Origin of the sequence: Pectinatus haikarae (assembly GCF_015732185.1) — a bacterium.
GTDB classification, from domain to species: domain Bacteria; phylum Bacillota; class Negativicutes; order Selenomonadales; family Selenomonadaceae; genus Pectinatus; species Pectinatus haikarae.
The window spans coordinates 242,590-259,330 of record NZ_WIQM01000016.1; the positions used below are offsets into that span (position 1 = coordinate 242,590).

The window sequence follows — 16,741 nt, forward strand, 5'->3', positions numbered from 1 at the left end:
CATTTTAAATATTTTTTTTTGATATAAAAATATCATATCTATTATTTCATATGTTTTGAAACATAATAAAAGCCCCTGTTAAAATAACAGAGGCTTCTTGCTTCCCAATCGGAAAACATGTTTTCATTCTTATTTAGTTCAACAATTCTCTGACGACATCATTTACCAATTTTCCATCAGCTTTGCCCTTTACTTCCGGCATTATAAGTTTCATGACTTTGCCCATATCCTTAGCCGTTGATGCCCCGGTCTTTTCCACAGCATCTTTTACTAAAGCACGCAACTCGTCTTCTGATAACTGTTTTGGCAAATAAGGCATTATAACAGCAATTTCTGCTTCAGTTTTTTCAACCAAATCAGCTCTGCCGCCTTTTTGAAATTCAGTGAGTGAATCATGACGCATTTTAAGTTCTTTGCTTATAATGCTGATCACCCCATTGTCGTCAAGATCAGTCTTGCCGTCAATCTCAGCCTGACGCACTGCTGAACGCATTGAACGGATAACAGTAAGACGATCTGCCTGTCTAGCCTTCATGGCTTCCTTCATATCAGCCATAAGCCTATCCTTGATTGACATTTCTTTAACCTCCGCGTTCTTTAAGCTCTGAATCTACGTTTACGAGCAGCTTCAGATTTTTTCTTACGTTTTACGCTAGGTTTTTCATAATGCTCACGTTTTCTGACTTCAGCGAGGGTACCTGCTTTTTGGCAAGTGCGTTTAAAACGACGAAGCGCACTGTCAATTGTTTCGTTTTTTCCAACTTTAACTTCTGACATTTATATCTTCCCTCCCCTCCACACGCAATGGGAGTGTATTGTTCGCTACACCAAGTAATTATAACTGACAAACAGTACAATTGTCAATAATAATTAACCCGGTGGCCATTGCATGGATCTACCGCCGATAAGATGAAAATGAAGATGATCTACAGTTTGACCGCCCTTGACTCCTGTATTCACTACAAGACGAAATCCGTCATCCGCGATCTTAAGCTTCTTTGCCAGCTCTGGAACAACATCAACCATTATATGTGATACGATATCTTTATCTTCCGGTATGGCAGTATTAAGATTTTTGATGTGCTTTTTCGGTACGATCAATATATGCACAGGTGCCTGAGGCTCCAGATCTTTAAAAGAAACGACCATATCATCTTCATAAATGATATCAGCTGGTATATCTCTGGAAACAATTTTACAAAAAATGCAATCTGACATAGCTGCACCCCCGTTCGAGGAAAAATCCTATTTTATAATAATTCGTTTTTTATTTTGCAATACCTTCTTAAATCTCAAAATAAATTCTCAGCCCACAGCCCGTCTTTATATAATTTTGTCATTTTCATAGATTGTATATTTCCTCTGTCTATTTTTTCTCGTGTATATACTTTGATATAATTGCTTGTGTGTCCGTCGGCCGTTCCATCCTCCATAGTCTTTTCAAACAATACTGACAGCGTTTTTCCCAGAAAGCGGCTGCAGTATTGTCGTGATTTTTCATCACTTAGTGCCTGCAGGATGTGCACCCGCTGCCTTTTCACAGCATCGTCCACTTGCTGCGGCATATCTGCGGCAGGTGTTCCTCTGCGTTTCGAATAGGGGAACGCATGTATGCGGCATATGGGCAGTGTTTTAATATATTCTATACTGTTGATAAATTGTTCATCCGTCTCACCGGGGAACCCTGCTATCACATCTGTAGAGACGGCAATATCCGGCACTTTATTTACAATTTTATTCAGCAGTTCCGCATAATCTTTTACCGTATAGTGTCTGTTCATTCTCTTCAAGATAACATCATTGCCTGCCTGAAGCGGCAGATGCAGATGATGGGCAAAATTATCATTGCCCGCCAGCAGTTCCAGCAGCGGTTCTGAAACTTCTATTGATTCTATTGATCCTAATCTCACTCGTTTTACTCCATCGATAGAAAGTACTGCTCTAACTGCATCTGACAGGGAACTCCCATCTTTCATATCCCGTCCATAGGAGCCAAGATGTATGCCGCCAAGAACAATTTCGTGGAAACCATTGTTTATAAGTTTTTGGGTCTCTTTCTTTATACTTTCTATCGGCCGTGAACGCAGCGGCCCTCTTGCATAAGGAATAATACAATAGGAACAAAAATTTGTGCATCCATCTTGAATTTTTAAAAAAGCTCTTGTCCTGGATTGCATGCCAAACATTGGTATATCTTCAAAATCATGGTCCTGCATAACATTTTTTACGCTTGTCACGAACTCATGCTTCTGAGCAGCGCGTTCCACTATTTCCACAATATTTTTTCTTTCATTAGTGCCTATTATCGCCTTTACGCCTTCAATGTTTTCTATTTGCTCCGGTTCCAGCTGCGCATAGCAACCTGTAACGGCGACAACAGCTTTTTCATTGAGGTGTATAGCCCGTCTTATCAGCTGACGTGATTTTCGCTCTCCCAAGTGCGTTACCGAGCATGTATTTATTATATAAAAATCGGCCATTTCCGTAAAATCAACTATTTCATAGTCTTTCTTCCGAAAAAGTCCCATCATTGTTTCTGTTTCAAACTGATTGACCTTGCAGCCAAGTGTAGTAAATGCAACTTTCGACATATAAATCCTTTCTTCGTACAACTATCGTCACTATAGTTAAATATGCAATTTCATATTCAAGTGCCGAGATCACCTTTTTCATACTGCAATATCGTTAACGCGGCTATTGCTGCTGTTTCCGCACGCAATATTCTTTTCCCCAGTGATACGCTTGTTATTCCTGCCCTTCTGCATTTTTGCACTTCTTCAGCAGAAAAACCGCCTTCAGGTCCTATGATAACGGCATACTTACTGCCGTTTTGCTGTTGTAAGTATTGTTTAAATGGTAAAGTATCCTCATTTTCATAACAAATGCAGGTGATATTCTTTTCAGCCGTTTCAACAGCCTCTGCAAAATTTATCACCGAACATATTTCCGGTCGCACATCTCTGGCGCATTGTTTAGCAGCTTCATCCGCAATTTTCTGCCACTTTTTCTGCCTTTTTTGACGCTTGTCAATGTCATATTTTACAACGCAATTTTGACTGGCTACAGGAATTATTTTGCTGACGCCCAATTCAACTGCTTTCTGGACGATATAATCCATCTTGTCAGCCTTCGGCAGACACTGCAGCAGAATTGTCTTTATCGGCGATTCCTGTATATTTTCCATCAGTCCCAGAACATTTAAAATTACTCTCTGCGGTTCGCATGACTCAATCTGTGTATTTGCCGTTTTGCCATTCTTATCGGATATTACTATTTTTTGTCCTGGTTTGGCACGCATAGCATAAAGCAGATGCAGCGCATCTTCACCTTCGATCACAATGCGTTCTGCCAATTCAGCTTCTATAAATAATCGGCGCATCAGTTATTTTCCCTGTACTTTATTATCAATGCTGCCCAACCGCCTTTTTCCTTTATATCAACAATATGCATATTATGTTTTTTTGCCGCTGTTTTTATATCGGGTAAACGCTCTTCTATTATTCCGCTGGCTAAAAGTATCCCTTTTTTATCAAGCTTGCCTGAAATTTCGTCAAATAACCGAATTATTATATCGGCTATAATATTAGCCGATATAAAATCAGCTTTACCTTGAAAGTTTTGCAGCAGATCGCTTTGAAAACAGTTGATTTTATCTGATACATTATTTTTTCTTATATTTTCACTTGCAACTTTTACTGCCACATTATCATAATCTGCCGCCTGTATATCTTCGACACCGAGTTTTGCAGCACATACAGCTAAAATACCGGAACCTGTTCCTACATCAAACACTTTCATATCTTTCTGCAGATATTTTTCCATAAATTTTACACACATAGAGGTCGTAGGATGAGTCCCCGTGCCAAAAGCACATCCTGGATCCAATTCTATTACCAATTCATTTTCCGTTTTCTCATACTTTTCCCAGGATGGTTTCACAACCACTTTTTCACCAATTTTTACAGGATGAAAATATTTTTTCCAATTATTTGCCCAGTCCTCTTCCTTTATATCTGAGTATGTCATTTCGCAGGGAGCAGTATTCACTGTTTTAGACAATTTTTCCAACCGAACATTCAAAGCTTTAATTCTTCCATCAAGCAGCTCATCTTTTGGCAGCCAAGCATCCACTATAACGATTTCGACATTTTGCTGCAGCGGAATATCCGTATAATCCCAAAGCTTAGAATTTATATAATCATTTATGATAGCAGGGTCTTCCATAGCTACCCCATTTGCACCAATATCGTCAAAAACAGAAGCGATAAGATCCATTGCTTCGTGCGAAGTACGAACAGAAATTTGCATCCAATCCATTTTATTGCTCCTCATATCCGAATCATTTTTATTAATTTATTATCCATTATAGCGGATTTCAAAATACTTGTCATTCCAGTCCAGTTTATTTTCACCTTTTATCGTGTCTTTATCCTCAGTCCCTCAGCATACCAGACTGCATTTCACAAAATAAAAAAGAAGAAACTCAGCTGAATCTTCTGCTGGCTCTTCTTTTAAGGAAAATCTACTAAATAATATATCTGCTGATAATACTTCATCCACTGCTAAAAAATCACTCTATCTCATATATACTTTTTGTTTCATTCAGTATCTTATCCCGCATTTCCTTAGCTACAGTAAAATAATCATACAGCTTTTCTCTGTCTTTACTTTCTATCGCTCCTGTCACTTCTGATAATATTTCCTGCAGAATCTGTAAGTTGTTCACGATGGCTGCAGAATTAGACAAGCATATATCCGCCCACATATCCGCATTGGATGAGGCAATCCTGGTCGTGTCTTTGAAACCGCCCCCCGCGAGCTTTATGCACTCGTCAAGATCGTTATAATTACGGTTCAAGAGACTCACTAATGCAGCTGCGGTGATATGAGGCACATGGCTTATCAAAGAAGCGCAGCGATCATGGCTGGCCAGATCAAGTTCAGTTATATTTGCGCCTGTCATCTTGATAAGAGCGCAGATTTTTTCCACGGCATCTTCAGAAACCGGCATAGCCGGGTCTTTAATTATCACGTAGCATTTATTTTTAAATAAATCTTTTGATGCTGCGGACACACCGCTCTTTTCTCTTCCGGCCATCGGGTGTGCCGACACGTAATGAACAGAATCCGGCAGTATCTTGCGCAAAGCATTTGCCAAATATTGCTTGGTGCTGCCCGCATCCGTTATTACAGCCCCGTTTTTCAGATAAGGTCTTATTTGTTTGACAATAGGAACCATCTGCAACACAGGTGTGCTCAGATAGATTATATCAGCATCCTTAACAGCCTCCGCATTGCTGAGAAAGCATTTATCCACTGCCCCTATTTTTTCGGCAGTCAGGCAGGATACTTCGGTACGGGTAGTCCCCGTTATATAAATATCATCTTTAAGCTTATCTTTTATTGCCATTCCAAAGGACCCGCCGATAAGTCCCACACCCAAAATCGCCAGTTTCATTTTTGCCATGTCATCTTTTTCCCATCATGGCTGCTATTGCCTTGACTTCAGTCATAGTCGATTCAAAATTCTGCGGTGTCAAGGATTGATCTCCGTCACTTAAAGCACATTCCGGATGCGGATGAACTTCTATTATAAGTCCGTCTGCTCCTGCTGCTATTGCCGCCCTTGCCATAGGCCGCACCATCTGCCATCTGCCTGTTCCATGACTGGGATCAGCAATAACGGGCAGATGCGACAGCTCTTTAACGGCAGCTACAGCACTCAGATCCAAAGTATTTCTGGTAAAAGTTTCATATGTCCTTATACCGCGCTCGCACAATATAATATTATAATTTCCTTCATTAGCTATATATTCAGCAGCATTGAGCCACTCGCTTATAGTCGCTGACAATCCTCTTTTCAAAAGCACAGGTTTGTGTGTTTTTCCCACTTCCTTGAGCAATTGGAAATTCTGCATATTTCGCGCACCAATCTGCAATACGTCCGCGTAATTACTGATCATATCTATATCATTTTGATTTACCACCTCAGTAACTACACGTAAATCAAATTTTTCACCGGCTTCTTTTAGCATAGCCAGGCCTTCCTCTGCAAGCCCTTGAAAATCATACGGAGAGGTGCGCGGTTTAAATGCTCCGCCGCGCAGGAAGGCCGCTCCTCCTTTTTTTACACATTCTGCGGCTTCCATAAGCTGTTCTCTGCTTTCCACTGCACAGGGACCAGCCATCACTGCCAAATGAGGACCACCTATCTTTACTCCATTGACATCGACTATAGTATCTTCCTGCCGAAATTCACGGCTTACTAATTTATATTTTTCTGTAATACGAATCGTTTTTTCCACCCCTTGAAAAGCATTCATCTGCAAACCAGAAATAATTTTCTTGTCGCCTATCACACCCACAATCGTCCTTACAGCACCTTCAGATAAATGATAAGATAATCCCTCTGCCTCTATTTTTTCCTCAACTTTGTTCAAATCTTCCCGCGAAGCGTCAGGACTCATTACAATAATCATCTTAATTCCTCCAAAATCATCAAAATATAAAATATGCGATGAATGCAAACAAAAAAACCCGTCCCCAAAAAGGGACGAGCAATTACCCGTGGTACCACCCTACTTGCTTATGCAAGCCGCTTATTTCAGATACTAACATATCCTAGCCCAAGATAACGGGGGCAATCCGGCACAGCCTACTGCAATTTCAGCCTGCTGCTCACAAGTGTATTTCCACCGGCATATTTATCATGTTTCACCACCCCATGACTCTCTGCAAAATACCATCCAGTGTACTTTTCCTGCTCACTGCATTTCATCTTGTATAGCAATATACCAACATTTTTTATATTTGTCAAGCAATCTTTTTGTAAAACTGTTATATGCAACGATCTTATTTAGCCGCAACAAAAAACACATTCTGTTTATTTTTACATTACAAAAAGGCAGATAAATATCTGCCTTTTTTATGCCAGTCTATCACAATATCAGCGGCTTGGCTCTATCAAACCATAGTTGCCATCTTTACGCCGATATACTACATTTACTTCTTCTGTTTTTGCATCCCGAAATACAAAAAATTCATGATTTATCAAATTCATCTGCATGATAGCTTCCTGTACATCCATCGGTTTTACTGCGAAGCGTTTTGTTTTGACGACAGGATACTCATCTTCGCTGCCGGCTGATTCATCTGCCGATATCGGCGGTACTGCTTCAATTTTAAAGCTGCCATTTCTAAAACGGCGTTCTAATTTTGTTTTATGTTTGCGTATCTGACGTTCCAATTTTTCTATAACAAGATCTATAGACGTATACATATCCATTGTCGATTCTTCGCCCCGCAGTAATATGCCCTGCACAGGAACAGTGACTTCGACAATATGCCTGCCTTTTATTACCGTGAGCAAGACTGTTATTTCTCCAACGGTGTCAAAATATTTCGTTACCTTGCCGACCTTTTTTTCCACGTAATCGCGCAAAGCTGGAGTGATTTCAATATTTTTTCCTCTAATAGTAAATGTTGCCATATAGCTTCAACACCTTTCTTATGATTCGTGGATCTTTATATACTATATTCTCTGACAATAATCAAAAACCTTTAAAAAATAATATTTTTAAATATTTTTTAATAACAAGATCGTAATTTTATAAATAGCAAAGCTTACTTTACAAATTTTTTTATGATTATCGATATTTTTGCAATTATTCTTTTACGTGTGAGAAAAATCACAAAAGTTTGACAGTTAAATAAAAAGATCATATACTGAAAATGTTTATATTCATTTTTTAGAGGAAGTTATTATGAAAATGCTCTTTAAAACTCATCTGCCTCTGTATAAAAAACGAAAAATAATACTTTTTTCATTTCCGGCAGCAATTTTTGCTGTCTATCTTTTCCTTGAAATGGACACGCGGGAATTACCAACACAGCCATTTCAATCAAGCTATGACGCAAATGCCGCTGAAAAGCTTCCACTTTATAATTATCCTCTTCATCGCACAGAGCCGCTTCGTGATCCTTTTTCTGCCGTCCACTCTGAAAAGCACACCATTTCCAAAGCTTCAAAGGAGCTTGACTCAGCTATTGTCCCTAAAGAAGAAATTACAATTTCTTCTTCGCCTGCTGTCGCCTCCCCTCCTCCGCTGCCATTACTGGCAGGTACTTTTCTTGATCAAGATAAATATTCAGCAATCATTATCCTGGATAATAAATACTCTACAGTGACCGCAGGCAGCCATTTTTCAAACTATGAAGTAGTATCTATTGACAGAAACAGCATACATATAAAAAATATCAACGGTGAAATATTTATTTGTCGCTTAAAAGGGTTTTAATATAATTATGCGGGTGAAGATTATGATCCACAGACTATTTATATTTATTATTGTATTCATCATATGCAATTTTCCCTCCCGCGCATCAGCCATATCATTGCACTTAGCCGATGCGGATGTACGCTATATTTTAACTGTTCTTGCCTCATCAGATAATATAAACCTTATTATGGATGATAATGTATCAGGTTCCGTTTCAGTCAATATTAATGATGTACTGCCTATAGACGCAATAAAAATGATTGGTAAAATAAAAGGATTAGCTTTTGCAGAAGACAAAAATATTCTTTTCATCGGCAGTCCTAAAAATATACGCAGTAATTACGGGCAATTGCATATTTTCAAAGTGCAGTACTGCGATCTTAATACGTTGGCCAACGCCATACGTCTTTCTTTCAACACACAGCCGCCATCTGCAAATAACAAAAAAGAGAACGCTGCCGAAACAGATCAGGGAGAAAAGAATATTCTTACCGATCAAGAAAATAATACACTGCTTTTTTACGGCACCAGCAATGAAGCAGAAAAAATATCAAATTTTATCCAAAATTTTGATATTCCCAGCAAACAAGTGATGCTGGAGGCAAAAGTTATAGCCATTCAGAAAGACGCTTCTGAAAAGTTGGGCATTGAGTGGAATTGGTCACAGCTGCCCCAGTACCCTGATTATGAAAAATCCTACGAAACGATAAAAAGCACTGTAAAAAATGACGACGGCAGCTACGCAGCTGTCAGCGAAAACATACCAGTTACTAAAATAAACCGAAAAGCAGCCGGTTTTGATAATATTCCAGGTATAATCCAATTTGGTAAGGGGCCCGAGGGAATACCATTCGAATTCTATTACGGAGCAACATTAAATGCCCTTATAACAAACGGCAAAGCCAATGTTTTAGCCAAACCCAATATTATGACACTTAATAATCACAAAGCCATCATTCGTATAGGCGGCAGTGTTCCCGTTCCCAAGACAAGTGTCACTGACTCCACGACAACAACGGCTTATGAATATCATGATACCGGCATAATTCTTCAATATACGCCTTTAATAAACGATAATGGTGATATAACGGCTGATGTCCACACAGAGGTAAGCAGTCCTCTATACGTAGAGGATCTGAAAGCCTACAGATTTCAAACAAGATCAGCAGATACTGTCGTTCGTCTCAAAGATGGAGAAACAATGGTTATAGGCGGACTTATCGGCAGTGAAGAATCAAAAAGCATGAGCAAAATTCCTTTTCTTGGTGATCTTCCTATTCTGGGGAATTTTTTCCGCAGTATAAAAAAAAATAAAACTGACAGTGAAATAATTATATTTCTTACAGCCCATGTTATGGAAAATTAACTATGACATTATACCAATATTTAAGCGGACTGCATTTAATATTTATCTTTCATTTCAAAAGCTTCCATTTATCTTTTCTATTTGTTTTCTATGTTACTTAAAAATATCGAAATAATTAAAAGGAATTTCTTTATTTTATATTGAATTAATAATAATTATAAATATAAGTCTTTTATTATCTTTTCCTGTGTAGATAACTGCTTCCGATGCTTTTGATAAAAAACTGATCCGTCATCAGTTCCTAAGGGAGGTTAAAATGGATATTATAGTAGATTTACCCGCCTTAAGAATACTTTTGATCACAATAATAATTTTGTCCGTGCTGATAGAAATAAAAACAGGCGGAACGGGATTTGGCGCATTGCTTGGTATAACGGCGGCTGCTGTATTCTGGGGAAGCGGTTATATAAGTGGACTTGTGAATATATATCATATTGCCCTTTTTCTCGGCGGCATATTGTTTATAATAATAGAAGTGTTCACTCCTGCTACCGGAATATTCGCAGCACTTGGTATAGTGATGATGCTCTACAGCATAATTTTAGGATTGGGCGGAGATATCGGTGCCGTTTATATGCTGGCAGGTTCGCTGATCATTGCCGTTTTTTTGTTTATCCTTATTGTGAAAAAACTGCCTTCAAGCATTTTTTGGCAAAAAATGATTCTAAAGGATTCTTCCAGTTCAGCTAAAGGCTATATATCAAGTACAGACAGATCTTTTCTTCTGAACAAAGAAGGTGTCGTTTTGACCGAGCTTCGTCCTGCCGGGACCATTCTGATTGATGGTTCACCAATTGATGCAGTATCGGAAGGGTCGTATATAAGCAGAGGAGAAAGGGTCCGCATAATAAAGACAGAGGGCAATCGTATAATTGTCAGGCAAGTTTAAAATCCACTTATCTCGGAGGTTATAAAAATGGAACCAGTGTTAATTTCAGGCTTTATCCTCGTTCTCGCGGTCATAATCATTATGATGTTTCTTTACTTTGTACCGCTCGGCTTGTGGATTTCAGCTCTTGCCGCCAATGTTCCTGTGGGAATATTCACGCTGGTAGGCATGAGAATGCGCCGCGTAATACCGCAAAGAATTATTCTTCCTCTAATAAAAGCCAACAAAGCAGGACTTACAGTTAATTCGAATCAATTGGAAGCACATTATCTTGCGGGCGGTAATGTTGATAAAGTGATTGATGCGTTGATTGCCGCCCACCGTGCACAAATTCCTCTTCCTTTTGAACGTTCTGCCGCCATAGACCTTGCCGGCCGTGATGTCTTGGAAGCCGTGCAAATGAGTGTTAATCCAAAAGTTATAGAAACTCCTATAGTTTCTGCTGTAGCGCGAAATGGCATAGAATTAAAAATCAAAGCTCGTGTAACTGTTCGTGCCAATATTGACCGCCTCGTGGGCGGTGCGGGAGAACCCACTATAATTGCCCGTGTCGGTGAAGGTATTGTTACTACTGTCGGTTCTTCTGAAACTCATGCTGATGTTCTTGCAAATCCCGATGATATTTCTAAAACAGTTCTGGGTAAAGGACTTGATGCCGGTACCGCATTTGAAATATTATCTATCGACATCGCAGATGTCGATGTCGGCAGAAATATCGGCGCACAATTACAGACGGATCAGGCGGAAGCCGATAAACGCATAGCACAGGCCAAAGCTGAGGAACGGCGTGCAATGGCTGTGGCAAAAGAACAGGAAATGAAAGCCTATACTCAGGAAATGCAGGCACGTGTGGTAGAATCGGAATCTGAAGTTCCGCATGCACTGGCTTCGGCTTTGCGTGAAGGGAAAATGGGTGTTATGGATTATTACAACATGAATAATATCAATGCTGATACAAAAATGCGTGAGACTATCGGTAAAACCGGAGATGATGAAGCCCAAATATCCCAGCCGGTGAAATAAAATGAATACACTTATTATAATTGCTGCGATCGTTTTTTGGGTAGTCTCCAGCATGGGCAAAAAGAAAAAAACTACTTCTTCGAAGCGTCGCTTGCCTCCTATCAAGAATCCCCAATCAGAAAAGAATTCTTCTGCCGGTAAAATTACACTTGACCATATGATGAAGCACCCTCACACTGCAGCGCCCCCTGCTCCTGCTGAACGGCAGAATTCTTCCCCAGCACCTGCAGCAGCCAAAGAAATTGAGGTTCCCCCTCTGTTTTCTTCGACCATGCTTCAGAGAAATTCTACTAGTATACCACTTCGACAAGTACTGCCCCCCATGCAGGATAACAGCACTTCAATAACGTCAGCGCAGATGGATATAGACAGCAAAACAATATTGCGTGCCATTACTTATGCTGAAGTGCTAAATCCGCCCAAATCTGTAAAATATCTCAGACAATACGGCATAAAAAGATTTCCTTTAAAATAACATACGGATATTTTCTGTACTAACATCAGAGCGCAGCTTATCGGGCCATTTCTTGTGAGTGCAATTCACGGATGAAACATTTTTTATACTAACTAAATTGCAAGGTGACGATATGTTATGATTATATTACCTGTGGAAAGATTGCGCCCAGGGATGACAATTTGTCAAAGTGTCTTCGATGATAATGGTCTTTTTCTATTGCGCCGCGGCACAAAACTCAGTGAATTTTATATATTCAAGCTGAAACAGGCCGGTATCAAAGAGATTGCTGTGGTGTCAACAAACACTTATTCAAATTTCACTATTTCACAGGATATTGTATGCGAGGCAACGCGTGCTGCCGCTATAAAAAATCTTTCCAATACTATGGAGCAATTAGAAAAAAAGGGTGTTCTTCTGGTCGATAAACTTCAGCGCTCCATCTTATCAATAATAAGAGAAGTTTCTGCCAATAAGCGCACTCTTGTCCAATTAAACGACATCCGCTCACATGACGGCTATACATTAGTGCATTCTGTCAATGTAGCAATATTGTCGGCTTTGATCGGTTCATTACTTGCTTTGCCTCATAGGGATATGGAAGATCTGACCCTTGGCGCTATCCTGCATGATATAGGCAAAATAGCCATTCCGGTAGAAATTCTTAATAAACAAACTGCTCTCACGCAGGATGAATTCGAGTTTATAAAAAAGCATCCTATATTCTCCGTGCAAAAATTACGTGATGCTTCCTGTTTTAATACCAACATAATTAATATTGCCGGTCAGCATCACGAAAAAGTCAATGGTACAGGTTATCCTTACAAGCTGCACGGCAATCAGATCCACTTATTCGCAAAAATAGTCGCTATAGCAGATGTTTATGACGCCCTTACGAGCGTACGTTCGTATAAAAAGGCTTATAAGTCACATATTGCATATAATATTATGGCATCTCATTCTCCTGGTCAGTTCGACACAAATATACTGCGAAAATTTTTTGATCATATAGCGCTTTATCCCAACGGCACAATTTTAAAAACTAATTTAGGTTCCGCTATAGTGAAGGAATCTTCTTTTGGTAAAGTGCTGACGCCTGTTATATATCTTTTCACCAATACACGCGGTAATGTGCTCAAAGATCCTATTTTAGTTGATATGTCGCAAAATGACAGCTGCGTTATTGAATATGTCTATGATGATTATGAAGCGTTGAATCTGATCAAATTGATGCAGATAGATCCTGCCAGCCTTATTGATAACGATGAAACAACAAAATAATGCATCCGGTCCGTAAAACGAATTTAAAAGGCTGCAATAAATACACAAACACCCTCATATACAGAAACTATATGAGGGTGTTGTGTATTTGCGGAGACTGCAGCTTGTTGAAATACAAAACTAGAAAATGTCTCTTCACTTCCTGATAAAACTATAAATTACGGACAGGCAGCCAAGGACAAAGCCGGCAGCTGCCGGAACAGCCCAGCCCATACCGATATCAAAGAATGGTAGAAAAGAATAATAGAAGTGTATTACAGACTGGATTACATCAATATTTTTCACCACTGCCGGTGCACTATTCAAGACATCACCAAATGCTGCAAAAACAGTAAATATTGTTGTACACACATATACGGACTGCCTGTGTCCAAAAAGCGGAGACAAAAGTGACAGCAATATTAAGGTTATACATAAAGGATATAAAAACATTAAAACAGGAACGGCTAGATTAATTATTTCAGTAAGACCAATATTGCTGATAATAAAAGATATTATTGTAAATATAAACACATATTTTCTATAGGAGACCGAATCGGGGAACATAGTGCAAAATATGTCAGAACAGGCAGTTATGAGTCCGATAGCTGTTTTTAAACAAGCCAGAGTAACTATTACAGCAAGCAATATGTCCCCTGCTGTTCCCAAATAATAATCGGCTATCTGTGCCAGTGCGATACCGCCATTATCTGATACGGGAAATTGGTTGGCGCTGAAAACACCTATATAGGAAAGACAGCTGTAAAGGATACTCATAAGTATCAATGTGATTATTCCCGCCTTCAACGCACCGGCGGCTATTTCTTTTGGCTGGGAGAGCCCAAGCCCATGCAGAGTATCTATGACGATAACCCCAAATACTAATGATGCCAGTGCATCCATGGTATTATAGCCTTCGGTAAAACCACGAAAAAATGGTGCAGAAGCAAAGCCAGCCTGAGCAGGTGGGATAGCACCGTTGCCCATAGGATTACAAAAAGCAATGATAATAAGTATTGCCAGAAATACCAAAAACAAAGGATTGAGTATTTTCCCTACCCACAACAATATTTTGCTGGGCCGCAATGACAAGATCAGCGCTGCCGAGAAAAACAGCAGCGTAAAAATAAACAGTGCGATTGCCTGATGATTCGCTGCTATATAAGGTGCCAAGCCGATCTCGTATGACACTGAACCAGTTCTGGGTAAAGCAAAGACAGGTCCGATAGTCAAGTTGAGCGCTACCGTGAGCAAAAGAGCATAAAAAGGATGAATGCGTCCCGCCAATTCGTATAGGTTAGCACTGCCTGATACACCAAGTGCCAGTACCCCCAGAAAAGGAAGCCCCACACCAGTCAGTAAAAAACCGATAATAGTCGGCAGAATATCGGTACCGGCTTCCTGTCCCATATGTACAGGAAAAATCAAATTTCCTGCGCCAAAAAATAAACCAAACAACATTGAACCAACAAATAGGTATGAAGACAGTGAAAGTTTGCTGCGGATCATTAAATTGAACACCTCTCTGATAAAATGTTTCTTCGTACAGGATACATCTTATCATATTGTAAACCTTAGAGCAAAGTCATCAGATTCTCCATTCTGTATTTGTCGATCCTATATCTTCTCTATTTTTATTAAAACTATTTCAGGAGGCGGCCCAAGTCTCACCGGCGTGCCCCAAAAACCATAGCCATTAGAGACAACAGCAGTCATTTTATCAAATAATTTTGTACCATAGTCTAAGGCATATATTCTTCTGGTTACTAATCTGTCCGGATAAAACTGCCCCGCATGTGTATGTCCTGCCAGATACAAATCATATTTGGCCGCAGAAGCAGCTGCAATTTGATACGGTTCATGTTCCATTAATATTTGAAAGAGATTATCCTCCTGTACAGGCGGTATGGGCGTGGGATGGTATATATAATCATCAAGACCGGTAATTTTGAGACAATCATCCAAAACAACTGATTCATTTTTTAGAAATCTTATATCAGCGGACTTTAACAATGATTGTTCCTTCACCAGACTGCCCCCAAAATAATCATGATTGCCATACACAGCATATTTGCCAAGAGTTGCCGTAATTTTTTTAAAAGGACTGCTGCTATTATCCCTTATGACAAACTCAAGATTTCCGTCGATGATATCTCCGCCAAAAAGGACCATATCGGAAACTTGGGCATTTATCTGCGCTGCCAGTTTTTGCGAAAAAGATTTGCCGATTATTGTCCCCAAATGGATGTCACTGACAAAGACGATTGAATAATCGCGTTTGAGCGGTTTATCAGTTTTTACAACGACCCTTCGGCAGACAGGATGAAACACATTCCACGTTCCTTTTATAATAAGGCATATAATGAGCAGCAATCCCGCCATTATAATTTTTGCCGAAATCACCTGCCAGTATTCATTCAGGCCAAAAATGTACACTATTACGTATAAAAGAAAGTAAATCAGCATCAAATATATGGAATAATAAAAAAAGATAAGCCAATACCCGCCAACAACAGAAAGCAGCTTAGCTAAAGCAAAGGGAAGTTGATTCTTTATTATATTTGGTAAAGTAAAAATGACAGGCAATAATACAAAAAATATAATCGTCCATGTATCAAAAATATTCGGCAGCATTTCATTATATATGAACCACTGTCCGATACCGATGCCCATTCCGACAAGACAAATAAAAATAAAAAAAGCTGAACGTTTTTTCATACTTAGTCATAGTCTCCCTAAAAAATACAATTGTAAAAAATGCTACCGGATAATAAATAAAGCACTATAGGAAATTATACCATAGATAAAAATAATCGCATTATTTGTCTGCGGTTCATATATAAAAAATTACGCCGGTAAAAACCGGCGTAATTTTTTATATTATCTTTTCTCCATTATATTTCTCACCATCGGCATCCGGTAAAATACCATAGCCTTCCGTCCACGCTGTTTTATATTTTACAGCCTGAGAATGTATGCTGGCAAATGCCTTTTCATCAAGTGTTTTCACGATTTTTGCCGGTACGCCGAGAACAAGTGAATGAGGAGGCACTATCGTATTTTTGGTGACGAGCGCTCCCGCACCTACGATAGATCCCTCCCCTATGACCGAGCCATCAAGCACTGTAGCACTCATGCCGATAAGGCAGTTATTTTCAACTGTACATGCATGCAGTACAGCACTGTGTCCCACCGTAACAAAATCCCCCAAAACACAAGGCAGATCATCAGCAACATGAAGTACAGCATTATCTTGAATATTAGTATATCGGCCTATTTTTACAGGTGCTATATCGCCTCGCACGGTGGCATTGAACCAGACACTGCTGTATTCAGCCATCTCTACCATGCCCACTACACATCCTTCTTGAAAAACATAAGCCTTACCGTCAATAACAGGTTTTTTCCCGTCAAAATCTCTGATCATATATGATCACCCTTTCCTCATCGTTGACCAAACACATGTAATA

18 protein-coding genes and 1 other annotated feature are annotated in these 16,741 nt (G+C 39.5%); of the genes, 6 read left to right on the plus strand and 12 right to left on the minus strand.

Going from position 1 to position 16,741, the window contains the following annotated elements; all coding sequences use genetic code 11:
* Positions 1-133: 133 nt before the first annotated feature.
* The 9 genes from I6758_RS11700 to hpf all read right to left on the minus strand — a co-directional run bounded on the left by I6758_RS11700 (position 134) and on the right by hpf (position 7,489).
* Positions 134-577 carry a GatB/YqeY domain-containing protein gene (locus I6758_RS11700; RefSeq protein ID WP_196605447.1) on the minus strand — a complete coding sequence of 148 codons (444 nt, stop codon included), beginning with the start codon at positions 575-577 and terminating at the stop codon, positions 134-136.
* A 20-nt stretch (positions 578-597) separates the two neighbouring features.
* A complete protein-coding gene (gene rpsU, locus I6758_RS11705) occupies positions 598-777 on the minus strand; it encodes a 30S ribosomal protein S21 (RefSeq protein ID WP_132550575.1) in 180 nt (59 codons plus the stop codon).
* A 93-nt stretch (positions 778-870) separates the two neighbouring features.
* Complete coding sequence (locus I6758_RS11710) at positions 871-1,218, minus strand: histidine triad nucleotide-binding protein (protein ID WP_196605448.1); 348 nt, start codon at positions 1,216-1,218, stop codon at positions 871-873.
* Positions 1,219-1,292: 74 nt separating this feature from the next.
* Entirely contained in the window at positions 1,293-2,591 is a 1,299-nt protein-coding gene (mtaB, locus tag I6758_RS11715; RefSeq protein WP_196605449.1) for a tRNA (N(6)-L-threonylcarbamoyladenosine(37)-C(2))-methylthiotransferase MtaB, read from the minus strand.
* A gap of 56 nt (positions 2,592-2,647) precedes the next feature.
* Positions 2,648-3,379: a 16S rRNA (uracil(1498)-N(3))-methyltransferase gene (locus I6758_RS11720; protein WP_196605450.1), complete on the minus strand. Its 732-nt coding sequence runs from the start codon at positions 3,377-3,379 to the stop codon at positions 2,648-2,650.
* The gene (prmA, locus tag I6758_RS11725; RefSeq protein WP_196605451.1) at positions 3,379-4,317 is read right to left on the minus strand and encodes a 50S ribosomal protein L11 methyltransferase; all 939 of its coding nucleotides are present in this window, start codon (positions 4,315-4,317) and stop codon (positions 3,379-3,381) included. The genes I6758_RS11720 and prmA overlap by 1 nt, the downstream gene beginning before the upstream one ends.
* A gap of 253 nt (positions 4,318-4,570) precedes the next feature.
* Positions 4,571-5,467 (minus strand): prephenate dehydrogenase, encoded by an 897-nt coding sequence (locus I6758_RS11730; protein ID WP_196605452.1) that lies wholly within the window; start codon positions 5,465-5,467, stop codon positions 4,571-4,573.
* Between the two features lies 1 nt (position 5,468).
* Positions 5,469-6,479 carry a 3-deoxy-7-phosphoheptulonate synthase gene (gene aroF, locus I6758_RS11735; RefSeq protein ID WP_196605453.1) on the minus strand — a complete coding sequence of 337 codons (1,011 nt, stop codon included), beginning with the start codon at positions 6,477-6,479 and terminating at the stop codon, positions 5,469-5,471.
* 67 nt (positions 6,480-6,546) lie between these two features.
* Positions 6,547-6,777, minus strand: a binding site (T-box leader).
* A 169-nt stretch (positions 6,778-6,946) separates the two neighbouring features.
* Entirely contained in the window at positions 6,947-7,489 is a 543-nt protein-coding gene (gene hpf / locus I6758_RS11740) for a ribosome hibernation-promoting factor, HPF/YfiA family (protein WP_196605454.1), read from the minus strand.
* Positions 7,490-7,763: 274 nt separating this feature from the next.
* Here hpf and I6758_RS11745 point away from each other — a divergent pair, with 274 nt between their 5' ends.
* From I6758_RS11745 to I6758_RS11770, 6 genes are all read left to right on the plus strand, one after another.
* Positions 7,764-8,297, plus strand: coding sequence for a hypothetical protein (locus tag I6758_RS11745; protein WP_196605455.1), 534 nt, complete (start codon positions 7,764-7,766; stop codon positions 8,295-8,297).
* A gap of 22 nt (positions 8,298-8,319) precedes the next feature.
* The gene (locus tag I6758_RS11750; protein ID WP_196605456.1) at positions 8,320-9,645 is read left to right on the plus strand and encodes a type II secretion system protein GspD; all 1,326 of its coding nucleotides are present in this window, start codon (positions 8,320-8,322) and stop codon (positions 9,643-9,645) included.
* A 256-nt stretch (positions 9,646-9,901) separates the two neighbouring features.
* Positions 9,902-10,534 carry an NfeD family protein gene (locus I6758_RS11755; RefSeq protein ID WP_196605457.1) on the plus strand — a complete coding sequence of 211 codons (633 nt, stop codon included), beginning with the start codon at positions 9,902-9,904 and terminating at the stop codon, positions 10,532-10,534.
* Between the two features lie 27 nt (positions 10,535-10,561).
* Positions 10,562-11,557, plus strand: coding sequence for a flotillin-like protein FloA (floA, locus tag I6758_RS11760; protein WP_196605458.1), 996 nt, complete (start codon positions 10,562-10,564; stop codon positions 11,555-11,557).
* A gap of 1 nt (position 11,558) precedes the next feature.
* Positions 11,559-12,032, plus strand: a complete 474-nt coding sequence (locus tag I6758_RS11765; protein ID WP_196605459.1) for a hypothetical protein — start codon at positions 11,559-11,561, stop codon at positions 12,030-12,032.
* Between the two features lie 117 nt (positions 12,033-12,149).
* Positions 12,150-13,292, plus strand: a complete 1,143-nt coding sequence (locus tag I6758_RS11770) for an HD-GYP domain-containing protein (RefSeq protein ID WP_196605460.1) — start codon at positions 12,150-12,152, stop codon at positions 13,290-13,292.
* 135 nt (positions 13,293-13,427) lie between these two features.
* Here I6758_RS11770 and brnQ read toward each other — a convergent pair whose 3' ends face one another.
* The 3 genes from brnQ to I6758_RS11785 form a co-directional block, all read right to left on the minus strand.
* Entirely contained in the window at positions 13,428-14,780 is a 1,353-nt protein-coding gene (gene brnQ / locus I6758_RS11775) for a branched-chain amino acid transport system II carrier protein (RefSeq protein ID WP_231038655.1), read from the minus strand.
* 108 nt (positions 14,781-14,888) lie between these two features.
* Entirely contained in the window at positions 14,889-15,989 is a 1,101-nt protein-coding gene (locus tag I6758_RS11780; protein WP_196605461.1) for a metallophosphoesterase, read from the minus strand.
* 157 nt (positions 15,990-16,146) lie between these two features.
* Positions 16,147-16,698: a gamma carbonic anhydrase family protein gene (locus I6758_RS11785; protein ID WP_196605462.1), complete on the minus strand. Its 552-nt coding sequence runs from the start codon at positions 16,696-16,698 to the stop codon at positions 16,147-16,149.
* Between the last annotated feature and the right edge of the window lie 43 nt (positions 16,699-16,741).

Excerpts from the sequence above, each read along its gene's own strand:
- I6758_RS11700 (WP_196605447.1), bottom strand. The coding sequence starts at position 577 with ATGTCAATCAAGGATAGGCTTATGGCTGATATGAAGGAAGCCATGAAG.
- rpsU (WP_132550575.1), bottom strand. The coding sequence starts at position 777 with ATGTCAGAAGTTAAAGTTGGAAAAAACGAAACAATTGACAGTGCGCTT.
- I6758_RS11710 (WP_196605448.1), bottom strand. The coding sequence starts at position 1,218 with ATGTCAGATTGCATTTTTTGTAAAATTGTTTCCAGAGATATACCAGCT.
- mtaB (WP_196605449.1), bottom strand. The coding sequence starts at position 2,591 with ATGTCGAAAGTTGCATTTACTACACTTGGCTGCAAGGTCAATCAGTTT.
- I6758_RS11720 (WP_196605450.1), bottom strand. The coding sequence starts at position 3,379 with ATGCGCCGATTATTTATAGAAGCTGAATTGGCAGAACGCATTGTGATC.
- prmA (WP_196605451.1), bottom strand. The coding sequence starts at position 4,317 with ATGGATTGGATGCAAATTTCTGTTCGTACTTCGCACGAAGCAATGGAT.
- I6758_RS11730 (WP_196605452.1), bottom strand. The coding sequence starts at position 5,467 with ATGGCAAAAATGAAACTGGCGATTTTGGGTGTGGGACTTATCGGCGGG.
- aroF (WP_196605453.1), bottom strand. The coding sequence starts at position 6,479 with ATGATTATTGTAATGAGTCCTGACGCTTCGCGGGAAGATTTGAACAAA.
- hpf (WP_196605454.1), bottom strand. The coding sequence starts at position 7,489 with ATGGCAACATTTACTATTAGAGGAAAAAATATTGAAATCACTCCAGCT.
- I6758_RS11745 (WP_196605455.1), top strand. The coding sequence starts at position 7,764 with ATGAAAATGCTCTTTAAAACTCATCTGCCTCTGTATAAAAAACGAAAA.
- I6758_RS11750 (WP_196605456.1), top strand. The coding sequence starts at position 8,320 with ATGATCCACAGACTATTTATATTTATTATTGTATTCATCATATGCAAT.
- I6758_RS11755 (WP_196605457.1), top strand. The coding sequence starts at position 9,902 with ATGGATATTATAGTAGATTTACCCGCCTTAAGAATACTTTTGATCACA.
- floA (WP_196605458.1), top strand. The coding sequence starts at position 10,562 with ATGGAACCAGTGTTAATTTCAGGCTTTATCCTCGTTCTCGCGGTCATA.
- I6758_RS11765 (WP_196605459.1), top strand. The coding sequence starts at position 11,559 with ATGAATACACTTATTATAATTGCTGCGATCGTTTTTTGGGTAGTCTCC.
- I6758_RS11770 (WP_196605460.1), top strand. The coding sequence starts at position 12,150 with ATGATTATATTACCTGTGGAAAGATTGCGCCCAGGGATGACAATTTGT.
- brnQ (WP_231038655.1), bottom strand. The coding sequence starts at position 14,780 with ATGATCCGCAGCAAACTTTCACTGTCTTCATACCTATTTGTTGGTTCA.
- I6758_RS11780 (WP_196605461.1), bottom strand. The coding sequence starts at position 15,989 with ATGAAAAAACGTTCAGCTTTTTTTATTTTTATTTGTCTTGTCGGAATG.
- I6758_RS11785 (WP_196605462.1), bottom strand. The coding sequence starts at position 16,698 with ATGATCAGAGATTTTGACGGGAAAAAACCTGTTATTGACGGTAAGGCT.